This is a genomic window from Aliiglaciecola sp. 3_MG-2023 (assembly GCF_030548205.1).
Lineage (GTDB): Bacteria > Pseudomonadota > Gammaproteobacteria > Enterobacterales > Alteromonadaceae > Aliiglaciecola.
In genome coordinates this window covers 192,149-208,026 of sequence record NZ_JAUORV010000004.1, presented here as the reverse complement: position 1 = coordinate 208,026, position 15,878 = coordinate 192,149, and the positions used below count along the sequence as shown (strand labels likewise).

Genomic DNA, 15,878 nt, shown 5'->3' with positions numbered 1-15,878 from the left:
AACATAAGCCAGCAGTGTGATTACTGTTGGCTTTTTTGTTTAATTTGATAGCTCGTCCGCGACACAAAAGGTGAGTTGGCGCGCAGAGTTGCACTGGGAAACTCGGCTTGGTTTGGGCTGTTCGGGTAGAACTGGGACTCAATACAGAAACCGTGATAGGCGGCGTATCTAGTGTTGCTTTTACCAAGGGTATTCTCGCCAATAAAATTACCCGTGTATATTTGCGCACCTGGCATGGTCGTTTCAGTGACCAACACTCGCCCAGATTTTGGTTCAGTCACATCTGCAACCCAATTCAGCTTTTCTTGAGCTGGTGTAAATCCATCCACACACCAATTATGGTCGAGTCCATTGGCGGCTTTTATGGCCTCATCTTGTTGCTGGATGGCTTGTTTAAAGGGGGTCGGCTGACGTAAATCGAAGGCAGTGTTATCCACTGATTTTATGTCTCCCGTGGGAATCGCATTTTCATCTGCAGGTGTGTAATAGTTTGCGGCCAGGGTAATTTGTTGGTCAAAAATACTGCCCGAATCGTGACCCGCTAAATTGAAGTAACTATGTTGGGTAGGATTGAAAACCGTGTCTTGGTTGCAAAGCCCATGGTATTCAATGGTTAAGCGATCTTCCTGATCAAGGCTGAAAGTGACATCAACCTTTAAGGTTCCCGGAAACCCTTGATCGCCGTCTTCGCTCGTCAAACTCAAAGTAACACTTGGGGATGGATTGTCCTGTGTTTTAGTCACGGCCCAAATTCGATTGTGAAAGCCTTCCACCCCACCGTGCAAACAGTTACCCTGTAAGTTGGTGCTAACGGAATAGGTTTTCTCAGCGAGTGTAAATTTTCCGTTTTCGATTCGGTTTGCGTAGCGTCCCACAGTTCTCCCCAAATAACTTTGGTCAGATAAATACTCTGCAACACTATCAAAGCCTAGCACTATATCTACGCTGGGATCACAAGCTAATTTCCAAGATCGAATAATGGCGCCTAGTGTCAATATTTCAACGGCCATTCCTTTGTTGTTTGTTAAAATGTAGCTATCCACTGTTTGGCCATCGGGCATTTTTCCAAATTGCCTTTTATCGATCATCGTTAATCTCTCCAATGCTTAGGTTGATAATGTAATGGCATGCTAACGCCTCCCTTTTACAAACCAGTTGGGGCGCGAAAACCGCATTTATTGCCGTGACTGAGGATATCTTATTATAAGTTGAAGGCTAGCTTATTATAAAAATTACCATCTATATGATTGTTTTGCGTTTTTAAGAATAAGAGAGGGACGTGAGACAAAATTTTTTCACCTTATTTTAAACCTTCAAAATCCCAGAATTTCACTGTACATAAAAACAGCTTTAAAGGCTTTCTTTATATATATCAGCCGCTTTCGTCTAGCCCTTAATTTAATTGACATTCGCGGCATCTGGTTAACCTGTTTTTTGTCCTTGACAATGGGGTTAGTGGAAACCTAAACTCTCATTTGTGGGTAATTGTGGCAGAAAGTGGATCAAAGTGATCTCAATGTGTTGCAAACTGGTGCTAACAAAACAATAAAAGCAAACTAATAAAAAAGGCTAGGGGATATGTTCCGCGGCGCTAACGCAATCAATCTAGACGTAAAAGGCAGGGTGGCGATACCTACACGGTATCGACAGTTGTTGCTAGATGATTGTCAGGGACAACTGGTTTGCACAATCGATACACAGCAAAGCTGTCTGCTACTTTACCCACTTCCCGAATGGGAAGAGATTGAACTCAAACTTAGTAAGCTTTCCAGCATGATACCTCAAGAACGCCGCTTACAGCGACTTCTTTTAGGTTATGCCATGGAAGGTGATATGGACAAGAATGGTCGCTTCTTATTGTCAGCACCACTTCGTCAGCATGCCAACTTAAGTAAAGAAATCATGTTAGTTGGACAGCTCAATCGCTTCGAAATTTGGGATGCAGAGACATGGCAGCAACAGGTTCATCAAGATATTGAAACTGAGAAAGGCGGCGAATTTGAATTAACTGAGCGCTTACAGGACTTCTCACTTTGATCACTGAAAACGAATCGTCACAAACGTTGCATCGCTCAGTGCTTTTAGATGAGTCCATTGAAGGGTTGGCAATTAAACCCGACGGCGTCTATATGGATGCCACTTTTGGGCGCGGCGGACATACGGAAAAAGTATTGCAGAAGTTGTCTGACAAAGGCCGCTTAATTGCTTTAGATCGCGACCCATATGCGATTGAAGCGGCTAAACGCTTTGCTGATGATAACCGCTTTTGTATTGAACATGTGGCATTTTCAAACATTGAAGAGGTTGCTCACAAACATCAGGTATTCGGTCAAGTGGATGGCATTTTGATGGATCTTGGCGTGTCGTCTCCACAATTAGATGATGCCGAGCGCGGGTTTAGCTTTATGCGTGAAGGACCATTGGATATGCGCATGGATACCAGTAAAGGTATGAGTGCGGCTCAGTGGCTGGCAAAAGCAGAAGAAGATGATATTACCCAGGTAATAAAAGAATTTGGTGAGGAAAAGTTCGGTAAACGTATCGCCCATGCCATTGTGAATAGTCGCGATGAGTTTCCACTAACTACAACATTGCAATTGGCAAAGTTAGTGGATGAAGCAGTACCGGTGAAAGATAAATTTAAACATCCTGCTACACGGACTTTTCAGGCAATTCGTATTTATATTAATAGCGAATTAGATGAAGTTCGCGACGGACTTAAAGGAGCATTAGCGTGCCTTTCTTCAGGAGGACGACTGGCCGTGATCAGTTTTCACTCATTAGAAGATCGATTGGTAAAACGCTTTATGCGCGAACAAAGTCGGGGAATGCAGGTACCAGCCCGAATGGCAATTACCCAGGCACAAATAGATGCGACCCGGGCAATGAAGTTAATTGGTAAAGCGACTAAGCCAAGTGAGTATGAAATTAAAGTGAATGCGAGGTCGCGAAGTTCAGTGTTAAGGGTGGCTCAGAAGCTGTGACAGATACTAGGACCAACTTCAATTTGGTCAACTTAATCTTCACTGAACTAGCCCGTCATCCGATACGGGTTTTGTTGTTTTTAATGGTATTGATAAGTGCGTTCGCCGTGATCATGAGTGCGCACCACAATCGACAGATGTCGATGGCCCTAGAACAGCTAATGCAAGAACAAGATCAATTAGATATTGAGTGGCGTCACTTAATCCTAGAGCAAGGGGCGTTAACCGATCATAACCGCATTGAAGTTGCGATGAAGAAGCAACTTGATATGCACAGACCCAGTCCAGAAGATGAAATTGTGGTGCGTTTGAAATGACCAAGGCTAGAACTAAACAAGCTAAGAAAAACATTGCTCCAAGTTTGGTGCAGTGGCGTTTCATAGTGGTTGTTGGTGCCATACTAGCCGTGTTTGCAGTATTGACTGCCAGAGCTGCCTATATTCAGGTTATCAATCCTGATCAATTGATTGAAGAAGGTGATAATCGAACCCTCCGAGTGCGTAATAATGAAGTTTATCGCGGGTTAATTACTGATAGAAACGGTGAGCAGTTAGCAGTAAGTGTGCCTGCAAAAGCTATCTGGGCGCACCCTCCAACCGTGACAGATCCGGAAAAAGGGGCGCTAGCCGATACTCGCAGATGGCAAGCTCTTGCTGAGGTATTAGGCCAAGACGTTGATAAACTGATTAAAAAAGCCAGCAATGAAAATAGCAAATTTGTCTATTTGCAACGACAAGTGTCGCCGGCAATGGCTACCTTTGTACAGAAGCTAAAAATTCCAGGGGTATACTTAGTCAACGAATCTCGTCGTTATTATCCGGCAGGCGAAGCCTCGGCCCATGTCGTTGGTTTCACCAATGTTGACGACCAAGGAATCGAAGGAATAGAAAAATTATATGACGAATATTTGTCAGCAACCCCAGACTCTAGAACGATTCGTCGTGATGCCAAAGGTCGTCAAGTTGAAATATTAGAACAGGAAAAAGGAAAAGAGCCGCAAAATATTCAACTCACCATAGACCAACGAATTCAAGCGCTTGCTTACCGTGAATTAAAGTCAGCCGTGCATTTTTACCGTGCTACATCTGGTTCAGTCGTAGTGGCCGATGTGAATACCGGGGAAATATTGGCGATGGTGAATAGCCCTTCTTTTAATCCAAACAACCGCAAAGGTGTATCACCACGGAAAATTCGCAACCGAGCAATTACCGACACGTTTGAACCTGGTTCATCTGTTAAGCCGCTGGCTGTGGTGAGTGCTCTAGAGTTTGGTTCTGCTGACACTGAAACCATTATCGACACCTCGCCAGGTTGGCGACGTCTAGGTGGAAGTATCGTCCGCGATTCCCGTAATTACGGCAAATTAACTTTGCAGCAAATTATTAAAAAATCGAGCAATATCGGTACTTCAAAATTAGCGCTTTCAGTACCCAAAGAATTCCTTTTAGACACTTATTACAACATGGGATTGATGAGCGAAACAGGCACTAATTTGATTGGCGAGCAGGGCGGGCTTTTCAACGAACAGCGAAGATGGTCGAAATTTGAATTGTCTACCTTGTCATTCGGGTACGGATTATCTGTTACCACTATGCAATTGGCACGAATGTATTCCATTTTAGGCAATGGCGGTGTTAAACAACCCCTCAGTATTGTCATGTCAGATGAACAAAAAATTCAAGAAAGGGTTATTAGTGAAGAGAATGCTCATCGTGTGTTGAATATGATGGAAAGTGTACTTGAAGACGGTGGTTCAGGCCGCAAAGCGCGAGTGCCAGGCTACCGTGTTGCGGGTAAAACAGGCACCAGTCGTAAAGCGATTAAAGGCGGCTACGGCGAGCAATATGTGAATATTTTTGCCGGTGTGGCCCCTGTTTCTGATCCCCAACTGGCGGTGGTTGTGCTAATTAATGAGCCTAAAGGCGACTTGTATTACGGCGGTGACACCGCTGCTCCGGTTTTTAGCTCTATTATGGCCAACACGCTGCAATTATTGAATGTTCCGCCAGATGCCAAAAATGTTTCCTCAATCGCCAAACGAGGAGAACAATGATGCCGCATTTACACAACACCACTGATATCAAATCTATACTTGCGCAATTTAAAATTGATGCACCTGAGGTGCAAGTCAGTGAATTAGTATTAGATAGCCGTGAAGTGGCAGTTCACAGTGTTTTTGTGGCAATAAAAGGTCATCAGTTAGATGGACGAGACTTTATTCCTCAGGCAATTAGCCTAGGTGCGAAATTGATCTTGCAAGAAGTTGAACAGCCGCAACGTCACGGCGATATTGAAATGCGTGAACAGAGTATTTTGATCTCTTTTTATCAGTTGGGACAAAAGCTATCTCAATTGGCCGCCGCATTTTACGGTACACCTGCTCAACATTTAGACGTGGTTGGTGTGACGGGGACAAATGGCAAAACGTCAGTGGTGCAGTTAATCAGTCAACTGCGTTATTTATGTGGCGACAAGTCAGCTTCAATAGGGACCTTAGGCGCAGGACTGTACAGCGCTGATAATAATGCATTAGAAAAAACGCTAAATACCACGCCAGACGCCTGTCAGGTGCAAAAGTTACTTGGCAAATTTGTGCAATCTGGGGCGAAACAAGTGGCTTTAGAGGTGTCGTCACATGCCTTGGTTCAGGATCGTATTCAAGGGCTTAAAATGGATGTCGGAGTCTTTACTAATCTGACCCGCGATCATTTGGATTATCATGGCAATATGCATGAATATGCCAAGGCAAAACGGCAATTACTCAACCAGCCAGGGCTCAAACATTTGGTTTTAAATGCAGATGATCCTGAGACGCAAAACTGGGTGGTTGCCGCGTCGAGACAGCAACATATTACTTTGTTTTCGACCCAGTTAAAGGTCGAACAATTGCCAGAACAGCGGCACTATTGCCTAGCTAGTCATATTGATTATAGCCATAGTGGTTTGTCGTTTGAACTGCATTCTTCATGGGGAAATGCCCGGATTAACTGTGGTTTGTTAGGTCAGTTCAATGTGGCTAACCTACTGGCCGCGATGGCGAGTCTTTTAGTCTTAGGTCTGCCGTTACAGCAATTGGCCAAATTGTGCGCGAAATTAAAACCTGTGGCCGGACGGATGGAGCTTTTTGAACACCCTACAGCGGGTCATTTAATTGTCGATTTTGCCCATACACCGGATGCCCTAGAGCAAGCGCTTAAATCAGCAAGAGTGCATAGTGACAAACAACTTATATGTGTTTTTGGTTGCGGTGGCGACAGAGACAAAGGCAAGCGTCCGTTAATGGGCGAGGCAGCGGAACGATTTAGTGATCAAATCATTCTCACTTCAGACAACAGTCGCTCTGAACCTTCTTCTTCTATTGTTGCCGATATACTCGCCGGCATAAAAGATCAATCAAAGGTCTATGTTGAAACCAATCGTAAAAAAGCAATTCAACTTGCAATTGCTCATAGTCAGAAAGGAGATCTGATCGTGGTTGCAGGTAAAGGACATGAGACAGAACAAATTATCGGTGAGCAAATTCTACCGTACGATGAAAGAAATTATGTAAACACGCTGAGTGTAGGGAAAATGCAATGATTGAAGTATCTCTTGACTGGATAGCACAACAAACAAATGGCGAGTTGTTTGGCACTAATGACAAGGTCACAGGTGTTAGCACAGACACACGAAGTTTGGGGCACGGAGATGTTTTTATTGCTTTGGTAGGGCCTAATTTTGATGGCCATAAATTTGTTGATCAAGCTGCCAACAGTGGTGCTGCTGCACTGATTGTATCGCAAGAAATCGAAACCCATTTACCTTACATTTTGGTGGAAGACACAAAGTTGGCATTAGGGGCGTTGGGCGCGGCAGTAAAACAAAAAGTTGCGCCAAAAACCGTGGGCATTACCGGAAGTAGTGGCAAAACAACGGTGAAAGAAATGGTGGCTGGTATTTTATCGCGAATCGGTAATGTACTTGCCACTGATGGAAATTTTAACAATGAGATTGGCGTGCCTCTAACATTACTGAGATTGCAACAAGACCATGATTTTGCGGTGATCGAAATGGGCGCGAATCACTTAGGCGAGATTGCGTATACCACCAATTTAGTTAAACCGGATGTTGCCACTATCGTCAATGCTGCTGCAGCTCATCTAGAAGGGTTTGGGAGTTTATTGGGTGTTGCTCGGGCAAAAAGTGAAATTTTTAGAAGTTTAAGTAAGGAAGGTACGGCTATTATCAACAAAGATAGCCAGTTTAGTGATTTTTGGTCTGGCAAATTGAAAGAATGCCATATTCAAGGGTTCTCAGAAAGCAAAGAAACTGAGTTTTATGCTCAAGATATTAGCCTTGGTATCGATGGATGTGCGCAATTTATGATGTGTACACCAAAAGGCAAAATTCATCTTACCTTGTCATTGCCTGGTACTCATAATGTGGGTAATGCCCTAGCTGCCGCTGCGTTGGCGATGAATGTAGGAGCAAGTTTAGACGATATTAAATTTGGTTTGCAAAACATGCAGCAAGTGAGTGGCCGCCTGCAGGTCAAACAGTTAACCAATCAAGTTAAAATTTTAGATGATACCTATAACGCTAATGTCGCCTCTGTTAATGCCGCAATTGATTTACTCAGTAGCTTCAGTGGTTACCGTATTTTGGTGTTGGGTGACATGGGTGAGTTAGGTGAAAAAGCGCGCTATTACCACGAGCTAGTGGGTGAACACGCGAAACAAAAAGGTATTGATAATTTAACCACTCTTGGTGTGTTAAGTCAGGCTGCCAGCGATATCTTTGGTGGTAAACACTTCAGTGATATTGGGTTGCTCATTGAATATATTAGTGACCATCTAGCCTCTGAGCAGCGTGACATTACGATTTTAGTTAAAGGTTCTAGAAGTGCTCGTATGGAAAACGTCGTGAAAGCTTTGGAGGATTCTCCTGTGGGAAAGTTTGAACGAGTTAGGGAGCGAATCGCATGCTAATTTGGTTGGCTGAATGGTTGCAGCAATATGATGCTGGGTTCAATGTATTTTCATACCTGACCCTGCGCGCAATCCTTAGCACCCTAACTGCTTTGCTTATGGCCGTTTTAATTGGTCCTAGCATGATCCGTTGGTTGCAAACTATGCAAATCGGTCAAACTGTCCGTGATGATGGCCCGCAAAGTCATTTGTCCAAATCGGGTACTCCCACTATGGGGGGCTTACTCATTTTGGCTGCGATCCTGACCAGTGCTTTATTATGGGCAGATCTGAGTAACCGCTATGTTTGGGTGGTATTGTCAATTGTAGTTGGATATGGACTGATTGGCTTTGTTGATGATTATCGTAAAGTAGTGCGTAAAGATCCTAAAGGGCTAATCGCTAAATGGAAGTATTTTTGGCAGTCCATTATTGCCATCGCTGTTGCTATTTATTTGTATGCAAGCAGCCAAGATCCTGCTGAAACTGCACTCTTGGTGCCTTTTTTCAAAGAAGTGATGCCACAACTTGGGATGTTTTTCATGGTGGTTGTGTATTTCACCGTGGTGGGGACCAGTAACGCAGTGAACTTAACTGACGGTTTAGATGGACTGGCCATCGTGCCTACAATTTTGGTGGCAGGGGCATTGGCGATTTTTGCCTACACCACTGGCAACATTAACTTTTCTGCGTACCTGAATATTCCTTATATTCCGGAAACGAGTGAGTTAGTGATTGTGTGCACCGCTATTGTTGGTGCTGGATTAGGCTTTTTATGGTTTAACACCTATCCAGCTCAAGTGTTTATGGGCGATGTCGGCTCATTAGCGTTAGGCGGTACTCTGGGGATTATGGCGGTGCTTGTCCGTCAAGAAATCGTGTTGATTATTATGGGCGGGGTCTTTGTGGTGGAGACCTTGTCAGTGATATTGCAAGTGGGGTCATATAAGTTGCGTGGCAAACGCATATTTAGAATGGCACCTATTCACCATCATTTTGAACTGAAGGGCTGGCCAGAACCTCGTGTAATCGTTAGGTTTTGGATTATTTCAATCATTCTAGTGCTAATTGGATTAGCCACATTAAAGCTGAGATAAACAAAGGTTATGCAAACCCCTGATTTAAAACACATGCAAGTTGTTGTGGTTGGTTTAGGACTGACCGGCAAGTCGTGCGTGGCGTTTTTAAATGCTCAGGGGGCTAAGGTAATTGGCATGGATCGTAATCCAGTTGAATTGCCTAGTGGAATTCAGACCCTCAGTGGTGACTTCAATCAAGAGGTGTTATTAAACGCTGATTTAGTTGTGTTAAGCCCTGGGGTAAATCCAAACGCGAAGGAATTTCAAAACGCCCAAGATGCGGGGGTAGAGGTGATTGGAGATGTGGAGTTATTTGCACGCTTTAACACTATCCCAGTCATTGCCATTACCGGATCTAACGGAAAATCTACAGTCACTTGTTTGGTCACTGAGATGCTAAATTGCGCTGGTATGAAAGCGCAAATGGGCGGGAATATAGGTACACCAGTGTTGGATTTACTGGATTGTGGTGCCGAATATTTAGTCCTTGAATTATCTAGTTTCCAGCTTGAGTTACTGCATTCGTTAACCCCAGTTTGCGCTACCATTTTGAATGTGAGCGAAGATCATATTGACCGTCATCTGACTTTTAGCGCTTATGCGGATGCTAAACAACGCATCTATCAAAATGCTGAATTTTGTATCGCTAATCGAGATGATGTAAAAACATGGCCACAAAATTATCAACCTAAAAACAGCTTTGGTTTGAGTCATTCGCCAGTGGGGATCAGTTGGGATGCTCCAGCAGAAAACATTATCCTAGATGGTGAAGATTTTATTTCTGCTCAACAATGTGCGCTAAAAGGTTTGCATAATATTTTGAATATTCAAGCGGCCATCGCTTGTGTTATGCCATTGGGAGTAAAGCAAGCTGCGATTGTACAAGCTGTAGGTATGTTTACTGGCCTACCGCATAGGTTTGAATTAGTCAGTGAAAACCGCAATGTGCGTTGGATCAATGATTCCAAGGCAACCAATATTGGCGCTACTATCGCTGCACTGCAAAGCCTCAAAAATAGAGGAGACAGCAAACTTATATTAATTGCTGGTGGCGACGGTAAAAAAGCTAATTTCACTGAATTACAACCCATGTTGTTGGCTGATGTCGATCTATTAATTACCTTAGGTAAAGACGGCAGGGAACTAGCGTCTTTAAAACCAGGAAGTATTGAAGTCGCTGATTTATTAGAGGCTGTGACCTTTGCAAATGGCATTGTCGAAAGTGGTGATATTGTTTTGCTATCGCCTGCTTGTGCAAGTTTGGATATGTTTGATAACTATCAACATCGTGGCGATGTATTCAAACAAAGTGTTCTGGAGGTCACCCAATGAGTGAAAGCAGAACAACGACAATGAACACACAAAACGATTCCATGTTGCGTAGAATGTTTTCTCAGCGTCATGATGGCAAACAAATCGACGGAAAAGCGTTTGATGTGAACTTTATTCTGATCAGCATTGCGTTGATGGCCATTGGTTTAGTGATTGTCACTTCAGCTTCCATGCCTGTGGCTGCGCGTTTATTTGATAATCCCTTTCATTTTGCTATTCGTCACGGCATATATTTGTGCTTAGCCGGAGTGGCGGCCTGTATTGTGATGCAAATTCCCATGCAATGGTGGCGAGTGAGTAACCCTTGGTTACTGTTATCGGCCGTCGTTTTACTCATTTTGGTGCTGTTTGTAGGGCGCACAGTAAATGGTAGTCGTCGCTGGCTGGTAGTCGGGCCTATTACCATTCAGGTTGCTGAGTTAGCTAAGTTATTTTTCTTTTGTTATTTGGCAGGCTATATGGTGCGCAGATACGAAGAAGTAACAGAAAACCTTAAAGGTTTTATGAAACCTCTAGTGGTGTTTTTTGTGTTGGCATTTTTAATCCTGCTACAACCCGATTTGGGCACAGTGGTTGTGATGTTTGCCACCACCTTAGGTTTACTGTTTTTAGCCGGTGCAAAATTATGGCAGTTTTTTGGTCTAGTGTTTACCGGGCTTGCCTTGATTACGGCGTTAATTTTAACGGCTGACTATCGAGTAGAACGAATGAGTTCTTTCCTAAAGCCCTGGGAAGACCCTTTTGGTGCGGGTTATCAATTAACCCAGTCATTAATGGCTTACGGGCGTGGTGATTGGTTTGGTCAAGGATTAGGAAACAGCTTGCAGAAACTTGAGTTTCTTCCTGAAGCACATACCGACTTTATCGTTGCTATTTTAGCCGAAGAATTTGGTTTTATGGGTGTTGTCTGCGTGTTAATTCTGTTATTTGCATTGGTATACAAGGCACTGAAACTAGGTAATTTAGCATTAAAAGCTGAACGTCCCTATGATGGCTATCTAGCGTATGCCATTGGCATTTGGTTCAGTTTCCAAACTGCTGTAAATGTCGGTGCCAGTGCAGGGATTTTACCGACCAAAGGGTTAACACTGCCGTTGGTTAGTTACGGTGGTTCAAGCCTTATTGTCATGGCGGTTGCCGTAGCAATTTTAATTCGAATTGATTTTGAAATTCGAGTTGATGGCGTTCAAGCCATGAGCAAAGGTTCAAAGAAAAAAGTCAACAAGGCCAAGTCTAAAGTCAAAAAACTGCTTGCCGAAGCGGCCCCTCATAATGAAGAAGGGGTGGCAGAATGAATGACATGAACAAAACCATTCTGATTATGGCAGGTGGAACGGGTGGACATGTTTTTCCTGGCATTGCCGTGGCAAAAGAGTTGCAGCAACGCAATTGGCACATCCACTGGCTAGGCACGGCAGCGCGTATGGAAGCAGATATTGTTCCCAAAGAAGGATTCGATATTAGTTTTATTGACGTTGCCGGAGTGCGTGGCAATGGGATCCTCCGCTTACTCAAAGCGCCTTTCCAAGTGATTCATTCGGTTTACCAAGCTTTGAAAGTTATTAAGCAAATTAATCCTGATGTCGTTTTAGGCATGGGGGGATTTGCGAGTGGACCTGGAGGCATTGCCGCGTGGATCCGAGGCATACCTTTGGTTGTCCATGAACAAAATGCATTACCTGGACTAACCAATAAAGTCCTTGCCAAGTTTGCTAAGCGAGTATTGACTGGTTTTAATCAGGCTTTTGGAAAGCAGTCTGCTAACAAATACAATTGGGTGGGCAACCCCGTCAGAAGTGATTTCGCTAATTTACCGGCAAAACAAGCTAATCAAGGTAAGTGTCATATTCTTATTGTCGGCGGTTCTTTGGGAGCCAGTGCCCTTAATACGCATGTACCGCCAGCTTTGGCTGAGATTACTAACGCGCAAGTGCGCCATCAAACGGGTAAAGGCCATCAACAATCAGTGACAGACACTTATCAACAAGTGTGGCCAAACAGTGATAACTGGCAGGTTACCGAGTTTATTGATGATATGGCTGAAGCCTATGCCTGGGCTGATGTCGTTATTTGCCGAGCCGGTGCATTGACTGTTGCAGAGGTTGCCATGGTCGGTGTGGCGGCGATATTTGTTCCTTTACCACATGCTGTGGATGATCATCAAACCATGAATGCCCGGGCATTAGTGGATCATCATGCAGCGGTTTTATTACCTCAACCTCAATTAGAAGAAGGTGGTTTGAAAGTTATTATCCAACAACTAGTAAACGACGGAGAAAGTCGAGTAACAATGGGGCAAAAAGCGAGATCGCTGGCCAAACCTCAAGCAACTAAAACCGTTAGTGATATTTGTGCCACGCTGGGGGGAGAAGCTTCATGATTAAGCCTGATAAAGCGAACTATCATGTACCTGAAATGCGCCGCATAAAACAAATTCATTTTATTGGAATTGGTGGTGCTGGTATGGGTGGCATTGCGGAAGTACTATTAAATGAAGGTTATGCCATTTCGGGTTCAGATCAACAAAATAACGGTATGACCCAGCGCTTACAAAGCAAGGGGGCTAAAGTCTTTATCGGCCATCGTCAGGAAAATATTGAAAACGCCAATGTGGTGGTAGTTTCCAGTGCCATTGATCATACTAACCCTGAAATTATAGCCGCCAAAGAGGCACGCATTCCCGTCATTCGCCGCGCCGAAATGTTGGCTGAACTTATGCGTTTCCGCCATGGGATCGCAGTAGCGGGTACCCATGGTAAAACAACCACAACAAGCTTATTAGCCACTATATTTGCTCAAGCTGAACTCGACCCTACTTTCGTGATTGGTGGGCTGCTAAATAGTGCCGGCACCAATGCTAAATTGGGTAGCAGTCGTTATTTAATCGCTGAAGCGGATGAAAGTGATGCATCTTTTGTGCACTTGCAACCCATGGTTTCAATTGTGACCAACATTGAAGCGGATCACATGGAAACCTATGACGGTGATTTCCAACGAATGCAAGACACTTACTTAGATTTTTTACATAACTTACCCTTTTATGGATTGGCAGTAATGTGCGTTGACGATCCTGTGGTGCGCGCACTTCTACCTAGAGTCGGACGTAAAGTGATGACTTACGGTATTGAAGAGCAAGCGGATGTGCGCGCCGTCAATATTGAAATGGGGTTTAATCAGAGTCGTTTTATCGCCAAGCGTTCTGGGCGCTCAGACTTACAAGTGACGTTAAATATCGCGGGTAAACACAACATTCTAAATGCGTTATCGGCTATTGCGGTTGCGACTGATGAAGGTGTTGACGATCAGGCAATTGTTGATGCTTTAGGCGCTTTTGAAGGAATTGGGCGACGTTTTGAGCAATTAGGTTGCTTTGAGACCGGTGACGGTGAAGTAATATTGGTTGATGATTATGGTCATCATCCTACTGAAGTTGCTGCAACTATTGCCGTTGCCCGTAACAATTGGCCAGACAAACGCTTGGTCATGGCTTATCAACCACATCGTTTTACCCGTACTCGAGATTTATACGAAGACTTTGTGCGTGTGCTTTCTCAGGTCGATTGTCTTCTGTTACTTGAAGTATATTCCGCTGGAGAGGCCGCTATAGAAGGTGCTGATAGTAAGGCATTGTGCCGCTCTATCAGACAACGGGGGCAAATCGAGCCTATTTACGTAGCCGATAAAGATGAGCTACCCAAGTTACTATCCGAAGCCTTGAGGGACCAAGACGTGTTAATGACACAAGGTGCCGGAAATATTGGTCAGATTGCCAAGTATTTGCAGTCCGTTGAATTAAATAAAGAAAAAATGAATGTCGGAAGTGCGCAATGACAGATGGACTAAACATTGATGTAAAGCAGTTTGGTAAGGTGGCCGTTTTGTTTGGTGGTCACTCTGCGGAACGCAAAGTTTCTTTGCTTTCCGGAAATGCGGTTCTTAACGCGTTGCAAACTGCTGGCGTTGATGCCCATAAATTTGACCCTGCAGAACAGGCAATTACTGAGCTTGTTAGCCAAGGATTTGAGCGCGTGCTCATTATGCTGCATGGTCGGGGAGGGGAAGATGGCAGTATGCAAGGTGCATTGCAAGTCCTCAATTTACCTTATACCGGAAGTGGTGTATTAGGCTCTGCCTTGGCCATGGACAAAATTAAAACTAAGCAAATTTGGCAAACTTTAGGGTTACCTACAGCAAATTATCAAATTGCAGAGAAAAGTAGCTTTGATGCGCGATCTTGCAAGGTTATAATGGACGAATTAGGGGACACAGTGATGGTCAAGCCTGCGCAGGAAGGTTCCAGCATAGGGATGACCAAAGTAAGCAATGCTGCACAATTAGAAGCGGCCATTCAAGACGCATTTAATTATGATGATAGCGTCTTGTTAGAGCGCTTTATCCATGGTTCAGAATACACAGTGACAATTTTAAATGGTAGCGCACTACCATCGATTCGTATGTCTACACCCCATACTTTTTATGATTATGATGCCAAGTATCTTTCTGATTCAACTCAGTATTTTTGCCCCAGCGGGTTATCTGTAGAAGAAGAAAATAGGCTGGGTAGGTTAGCTCTTGAAGCTTTCCATGCTGTGTCTGGCATTGGATGGGGGCGGATTGATTTTATGTGTGACCAAAGTGGTCAATTCTATTTATTAGAAGCGAATACTGTTCCTGGTATGACTGAAAAAAGTTTAGTACCCATGGCGGCAAAACAGGCTGGAATGACTTTTGAGCAATTAGTGTTAGCCATATTGAAAACGGCGGATGAACATTAATGCAATCACTCGCTGTCACAAGCCAACCAAATACTCGCTATCAAATAGTGGGAATGGTGTTTTTGGCAATTGTGCTGCTAGCTCTAGTGTACGCCATTTGGTGGTTAGATAGTTGGTTGGAAGATGCCCAGCGAGCACCCATTCAGCAAGTTATTGTCAGTGGGAAGAGAATAAATATTGAGGATGAATTGATTGAAAATACCATTCGTTCAAAACATCCAGAAAGTTTTTTTGAAGTTGATGTTGATCGATTGCATCAGGAAATTGAGGCATTGCCTTGGGTGCATAGAGCATCAGTACGAAAGCGTTGGCCGAATAGTCTCAATATTCATGTAGTGGAAGAGATAGCCAGCGCGAGATGGAATAAAGATGCATTGTTAAATCAATATGGTGAAAGGTTCGCAGCTCAATTGCCAAATGAAGTATTGCCAGATTTATTCGGGCCAAGTGGCAGTGAGGAAACAGCGTTAAATGGATATCGTGATATGCAAACATTACTCAACTCAGCCAGTTTGCGCATTGATGAATTATATCTAAGTGAACGTTTTGCTTGGAATTTACGACTTGAAAATGGCATTCGACTTAATCTCGGACGCTCGGAATATGTAGATAGATTACAACGTTTTGTAGATGTTTATCCGTTGTTAAAAAAGCAAGATAAACAAGTAGATTATATTGATTTGCGTTATGACACGGGATTAGCCGTGGGATGGAAAAGCGCATCAACAAATGAACAAGAGAGTTAGTTAAAGTGGGTAGCAA

At 43.8% G+C, this 15,878-nt stretch carries 14 protein-coding genes; 13 read left to right on the top strand and 1 reads right to left on the bottom strand.

Annotated features, from left to right (window positions below):
* Positions 1-20: 20 nt before the first annotated feature.
* A complete protein-coding gene (locus tag Q4574_RS06205; RefSeq protein ID WP_303472636.1) occupies positions 21-1,088 on the bottom strand; it encodes an aldose epimerase family protein in 1,068 nt (355 codons plus the stop codon).
* A 490-nt stretch (positions 1,089-1,578) separates the two neighbouring features.
* Between Q4574_RS06205 and mraZ the strand changes: the two genes are divergently transcribed.
* From mraZ to Q4574_RS06140, 13 genes are read left to right on the top strand one after another with little or no spacing between them, the layout of a single operon-like run.
* Entirely contained in the window at positions 1,579-2,037 is a 459-nt protein-coding gene (gene mraZ / locus Q4574_RS06200; protein ID WP_303472634.1) for a division/cell wall cluster transcriptional repressor MraZ, read from the top strand.
* On the top strand, positions 2,034-2,984 hold the full coding sequence (gene rsmH / locus Q4574_RS06195) for a 16S rRNA (cytosine(1402)-N(4))-methyltransferase RsmH (protein WP_303472631.1): 951 nt from the start codon (positions 2,034-2,036) through the stop codon (positions 2,982-2,984). Before mraZ ends, rsmH begins: the two co-directional genes overlap by 4 nt.
* Complete coding sequence (ftsL, locus tag Q4574_RS06190; protein ID WP_303472630.1) at positions 2,981-3,301, top strand: cell division protein FtsL; 321 nt, start codon at positions 2,981-2,983, stop codon at positions 3,299-3,301. Before rsmH ends, ftsL begins: the two co-directional genes overlap by 4 nt.
* On the top strand, positions 3,298-5,037 hold the full coding sequence (locus tag Q4574_RS06185) for a penicillin-binding protein 2 (protein ID WP_303472628.1): 1,740 nt from the start codon (positions 3,298-3,300) through the stop codon (positions 5,035-5,037). Before ftsL ends, Q4574_RS06185 begins: the two co-directional genes overlap by 4 nt.
* Positions 5,034-6,563, top strand: a complete 1,530-nt coding sequence (murE, locus tag Q4574_RS06180; protein WP_303472626.1) for a UDP-N-acetylmuramoyl-L-alanyl-D-glutamate--2,6-diaminopimelate ligase — start codon at positions 5,034-5,036, stop codon at positions 6,561-6,563. The genes Q4574_RS06185 and murE overlap by 4 nt, the downstream gene beginning before the upstream one ends.
* Complete coding sequence (gene murF, locus Q4574_RS06175; protein WP_303472625.1) at positions 6,560-7,951, top strand: UDP-N-acetylmuramoyl-tripeptide--D-alanyl-D-alanine ligase; 1,392 nt, start codon at positions 6,560-6,562, stop codon at positions 7,949-7,951. Before murE ends, murF begins: the two co-directional genes overlap by 4 nt.
* Positions 7,945-9,027, top strand: a complete 1,083-nt coding sequence (mraY, locus tag Q4574_RS06170; RefSeq protein WP_303472623.1) for a phospho-N-acetylmuramoyl-pentapeptide-transferase — start codon at positions 7,945-7,947, stop codon at positions 9,025-9,027. Before murF ends, mraY begins: the two co-directional genes overlap by 7 nt.
* 9 nt (positions 9,028-9,036) lie before the next feature.
* Positions 9,037-10,341 (top strand): UDP-N-acetylmuramoyl-L-alanine--D-glutamate ligase, encoded by a 1,305-nt coding sequence (gene murD, locus Q4574_RS06165; protein ID WP_303472622.1) that lies wholly within the window; start codon positions 9,037-9,039, stop codon positions 10,339-10,341.
* 20 nt (positions 10,342-10,361) lie between these two features.
* Positions 10,362-11,636: a cell division protein FtsW gene (gene ftsW / locus Q4574_RS06160; protein WP_303472846.1), complete on the top strand. Its 1,275-nt coding sequence runs from the start codon at positions 10,362-10,364 to the stop codon at positions 11,634-11,636.
* Between the two features lie 5 nt (positions 11,637-11,641).
* Complete coding sequence (gene murG / locus Q4574_RS06155; RefSeq protein ID WP_303472844.1) at positions 11,642-12,721, top strand: undecaprenyldiphospho-muramoylpentapeptide beta-N-acetylglucosaminyltransferase; 1,080 nt, start codon at positions 11,642-11,644, stop codon at positions 12,719-12,721.
* Positions 12,718-14,172: a UDP-N-acetylmuramate--L-alanine ligase gene (gene murC / locus Q4574_RS06150; protein WP_303472620.1), complete on the top strand. Its 1,455-nt coding sequence runs from the start codon at positions 12,718-12,720 to the stop codon at positions 14,170-14,172. Before murG ends, murC begins: the two co-directional genes overlap by 4 nt.
* Positions 14,169-15,116, top strand: a complete 948-nt coding sequence (locus Q4574_RS06145) for a D-alanine--D-alanine ligase (RefSeq protein ID WP_303472619.1) — start codon at positions 14,169-14,171, stop codon at positions 15,114-15,116. The genes murC and Q4574_RS06145 overlap by 4 nt, the downstream gene beginning before the upstream one ends.
* Positions 15,116-15,862: a cell division protein FtsQ/DivIB gene (locus Q4574_RS06140; protein WP_303472617.1), complete on the top strand. Its 747-nt coding sequence runs from the start codon at positions 15,116-15,118 to the stop codon at positions 15,860-15,862. The genes Q4574_RS06145 and Q4574_RS06140 overlap by 1 nt, the downstream gene beginning before the upstream one ends.
* Positions 15,863-15,878: the final 16 nt, after the last annotated feature.

Coding starts and splice junctions, on each gene's coding strand:
- murC (WP_303472620.1), top strand. CDS start 12,718: ATGATTAAGCCTGATAAAGCGAACTATCATGTACCTGAAATGCGCCGC.
- murG (WP_303472844.1), top strand. CDS start 11,642: ATGAACAAAACCATTCTGATTATGGCAGGTGGAACGGGTGGACATGTT.
- murD (WP_303472622.1), top strand. CDS start 9,037: ATGCAAACCCCTGATTTAAAACACATGCAAGTTGTTGTGGTTGGTTTA.
- mraZ (WP_303472634.1), top strand. CDS start 1,579: ATGTTCCGCGGCGCTAACGCAATCAATCTAGACGTAAAAGGCAGGGTG.
- murF (WP_303472625.1), top strand. CDS start 6,560: ATGATTGAAGTATCTCTTGACTGGATAGCACAACAAACAAATGGCGAG.
- ftsW (WP_303472846.1), top strand. CDS start 10,362: ATGAACACACAAAACGATTCCATGTTGCGTAGAATGTTTTCTCAGCGT.
- Q4574_RS06140 (WP_303472617.1), top strand. CDS start 15,116: ATGCAATCACTCGCTGTCACAAGCCAACCAAATACTCGCTATCAAATA.
- Q4574_RS06145 (WP_303472619.1), top strand. CDS start 14,169: ATGACAGATGGACTAAACATTGATGTAAAGCAGTTTGGTAAGGTGGCC.
- mraY (WP_303472623.1), top strand. CDS start 7,945: ATGCTAATTTGGTTGGCTGAATGGTTGCAGCAATATGATGCTGGGTTC.
- Q4574_RS06185 (WP_303472628.1), top strand. CDS start 3,298: ATGACCAAGGCTAGAACTAAACAAGCTAAGAAAAACATTGCTCCAAGT.
- murE (WP_303472626.1), top strand. CDS start 5,034: ATGATGCCGCATTTACACAACACCACTGATATCAAATCTATACTTGCG.
- Q4574_RS06205 (WP_303472636.1), bottom strand. CDS start 1,088: ATGATCGATAAAAGGCAATTTGGAAAAATGCCCGATGGCCAAACAGTG.